3 protein-coding genes and 1 pseudogene are annotated in these 3,274 nt (G+C 60.4%); all 4 read left to right on the top strand.

Translation table 11 applies throughout. From position 1 onward, the window contains the following. Positions 1-223, top strand: a 223-nt coding sequence (locus RAH32_RS21305) for a hypothetical protein (protein WP_306610392.1), incomplete at its 5' end; no start/stop codon positions are given. A gap of 32 nt (positions 224-255) precedes the next feature. Next, entirely contained in the window at positions 256-1,707 is a 1,452-nt protein-coding gene (locus RAH32_RS21300) for a hypothetical protein (RefSeq protein WP_306610391.1), read from the top strand. Further along, complete coding sequence (locus RAH32_RS21295) at positions 1,704-2,672, top strand: glycosyltransferase family 2 protein (protein WP_306610390.1); 969 nt, start codon at positions 1,704-1,706, stop codon at positions 2,670-2,672. The genes RAH32_RS21300 and RAH32_RS21295 overlap by 4 nt, the downstream gene beginning before the upstream one ends. Before the next feature lie 330 nt (positions 2,673-3,002). Then, a pseudogene (locus tag RAH32_RS21290) lies at positions 3,003-3,274 on the top strand (IS701 family transposase); the annotation flags it as partial.

The raw sequence follows: 3,274 nt of genomic DNA, 5'->3' as shown, positions 1-3,274 counted from the left end.
GTCGCCCCTCGATACCGTCCGCCGACGCCTCGAGCACAACAATCGCCTGGCAAACCCGTGCTACACCCCAGCCAACAGCAACGACCTCATGCCCAAGGTCGACAAAACCGGAAAACTAGGCCCGGCCACAAATGGCAGAAGAAAAGCCTTTGTCGAGCCATGGCCCTTTGTCACGCTCGGTGGTTCTGGCTTTAGGATGCAAGCTGGTCTCAAATCTCCGTAGCCTCCTTGGCCAGGGTGTGGCAGGAAGGCGGCATGATCTCGGTACTTGTTGTCTTGGCCTCACCCTTTGTCGTTTTTTGGCTTTTTGCCAACCGATCCCCTGCGGCAGCAGTAACGACATCGATTTTGGGTGCCTACCTGCTGCTACCCCGGAACTATTCTATCGAACTTCCCGCCGTGCCCAGCCTGAACAAAGATTCCATCCCTGCCTTGGCCGCGACCTTGGCGGCTGCGATGCTGATCCAGGGACCGCGCCTGCACGCTTTGGTTCCGGGCATGGTGCTGCCGGGCCTGTGGCCACGCAGCCGCGTTATTCGGATCCTGTTCATCATGATGCTGGGGGGCGCGGCTGCCACTGTCTTGACCAACGGCGACACCTTGCGATACGGGCCGCAGGTTTTGCCTGCGTTGCGGCCCTATGACGCGGCCTCTGCCTTGGGATACACCCTTTTTTCGCTTCTGCCTTTCCTGCTGGCACGCAAATATCTGGCCCACCCAGATGCGCAAAAGATCCTGCTGGTCGGGCTTGTGGTTGCGGCACTTATTTATTCGTTACCTGCTCTCTACGAGGTGCGGATGTCGCCGCAGCTCAGTCGCAACATCTATGGCTACTTTCCCCATGACTGGGTCCAGCATCTGCGTGGCGGGGGCTTTCGCCCTGTGGTTTTCTTGTCTCATGGATTGTGGCTGGCGATCTTTTTTTGCACATCCTTCCTGGCAGCCTTGGCCTTATGGCGCAGCAGTTCGGGCAAGGACAGGATGCGATGGCTTGCGGCCTCGGTCTGGCTATTCATGACTCTGGTCTTGTCCAAGGGTGTCGGTGCCCTAGGTATTGGCCTGCTGCTGGGAGCGATGATCCTGTTTCTGCCGATTCGGCTGCAGGTTATCGGCGCGGCTGTCCTTGCCGCCGTTCTGCTGGTCTATCCGATGCTGAGGGGGGCCGACATGGTACCGACCGAAGCCGCATTAACCCTGGCTGAAGCCGTCGACCATGGCCGGGCGGCATCCTTGAAGACTCGTTTTGATAACGAAGATATTCTGCTGGACAAGGCCAATCAGCGTCCGGCTTTTGGCTGGGGAGGCTGGGGGCGCAATCGCGTCTTCAATGACGAAGGTTGGGACATGAGCGTCACGGACGGTTATTGGATCCTGGCCATTGGGACCCGTGGCTGGATCGGCTATCTTTCCGAATTCGGATTGCTGCTGGTCCCGATGATCTTTCTGGGGCTTCGTTGGAAGACATTGGCCCTGACGCCGGCAACCGCAGGCCTGAGCCTGGCCCTGACCGCCAACATGATCGACCTGATCCCCAATGCGACATTGACCCCCGTGACCTGGCTTCTAGCCGGGGCCTTGGCGGGCCGGCTTGAACTGGGCCGCGTCGTCGATACGGGAAAGGAAACGGGTTTGGCAAGACCAATCCGGCACAGCGCCTATACCCGGCAGACGCGCCGCCATCCGGCACAGGCAGCGGCCCTACCATGAGAAAGGAGGCGCCCGTGATCTGTGCCGTAGCCATCGGCCGCAATGAAGGCCAGCGGCTGGTCTGCTGTTTGGACAGCCTGCTGGCCGCCGGTTTCCAGCGAATCGTTTATGTCGACTCCGGATCGACCGACAACAGCGTCGCCCAAGCCGAAGCGCACGGCGTGACGGTTGTGCGGCTAGACATGTCGTCGCCTTTCACCGCCGCGCGGGCGCGCAATGCGGGGGTTGCGGCCTTGCAGGACAAAGAAGCCGACTTCATCCAGTTCATCGACGGGGACTGCATACTGGATCCTAGTTGGTTGCCGCAGGCATTTCGGTTTCTGATGGAAAATCCCCAGGTCGCCGTGGCCTGCGGCCGACTGCGTGAGGTCGCGCCTGAAGTCTCGCTCTACAACCGGCTGATCGATCATGAGTGGAACACGCCGGTGGGTCAGGTCAAAGCCTGCGGCGGCATCGCCCTGTTCAGGGCAACGGCTTTCCACGAAACCGGGGGCTTCAACCCCGCCTTGATCGCAGGCGAGGAACCAGAACTATGCCTGCGCCTGCGCCAGTCGGGCTGGCAGATCTGGCGCCTGGACGCTGAAATGGCGCTGCACGACGCAGCCATGCACCGCTTTAGCCAATGGTGGCGGCGCGCCCGGCGGGCGGGTTATTCCTATGCCTTAGGGGCGGCGTTGCACGGGCGGGCGCCTGAACGCCACAACGTCGCACAAACCCGCCGCGCGCTGTTCTGGGGCCTGGTCCTGCCGGTGGCCGCGGTTCTGGGCGCAGTCCTGGCCCATCCACTTCTGCTGGCGCTGTTGCTGGCGTGGCCCTTGCAGGTCATCCGGTTGTGGCGGCGCAACGGCGACTTGGCGCAAGCGGTCTTCCTAACCCTAGGAAAACTGCCTGAGGCCATGGGGGTGCTGGAATACGGGCTGAAGCGCATCACCAAGCGCCAAGCCGGACTGATAGAGTACAAGTAGGAAGCAGTTGCCTACAGGTTCCGAAGACCTGCTGAGGCGGCTAGGCTTAATCTGGCTCTCTTGGAGCGCCCCGGATTTTTCATATAAGCTCAACGATTTGAGCATGCGGATTACGACGAGCGCGGATTATGCATAAGCAGCGCATGATCTCTCATAAGGCCTATGTGGCGCAAGCGACTGGCAAAAGGGACCGGCAACCTGTCTTCATGTCGCCAGGCCTGTCCTGCCACTAATCCGGCATAAAAATCATACCGCATTAGTACTACAGTTGCGCTTTATGTTATTCCCTGATCCAATGTGGTTATGTCGCTTGGCGGGGAGTGGGTTGGCATGTCTGTTGCGGACTGGACGGGAACCCTGATCGACTGGCAGGCCGCGCTCAAGGAATTGAGAGAGATCATCGCGCCGGCCTTTGGGCGACGCGAGCAGCAGCAATCGGCTAACGCCTTCATTGACGGCGTGCTGTCGGGAGCCGAACGCAAGACCGGCTGGATGCTGGCGGAAGAAGCGGGCTTCGAGCGTCCTTACCGCATCCAATCGCTTCTGGGGCGGTCATCCTGGTCGGCCGATGAGCTTTGCCGTCTGGTGAGATGCTATGCGAT

This window comes from Paracoccus yibinensis, assembly GCF_030846195.1.
Lineage (GTDB): Bacteria > Pseudomonadota > Alphaproteobacteria > Rhodobacterales > Rhodobacteraceae > Paracoccus > Paracoccus yibinensis.
This window is presented reverse-complemented; position numbering and strand designations above follow the sequence as displayed.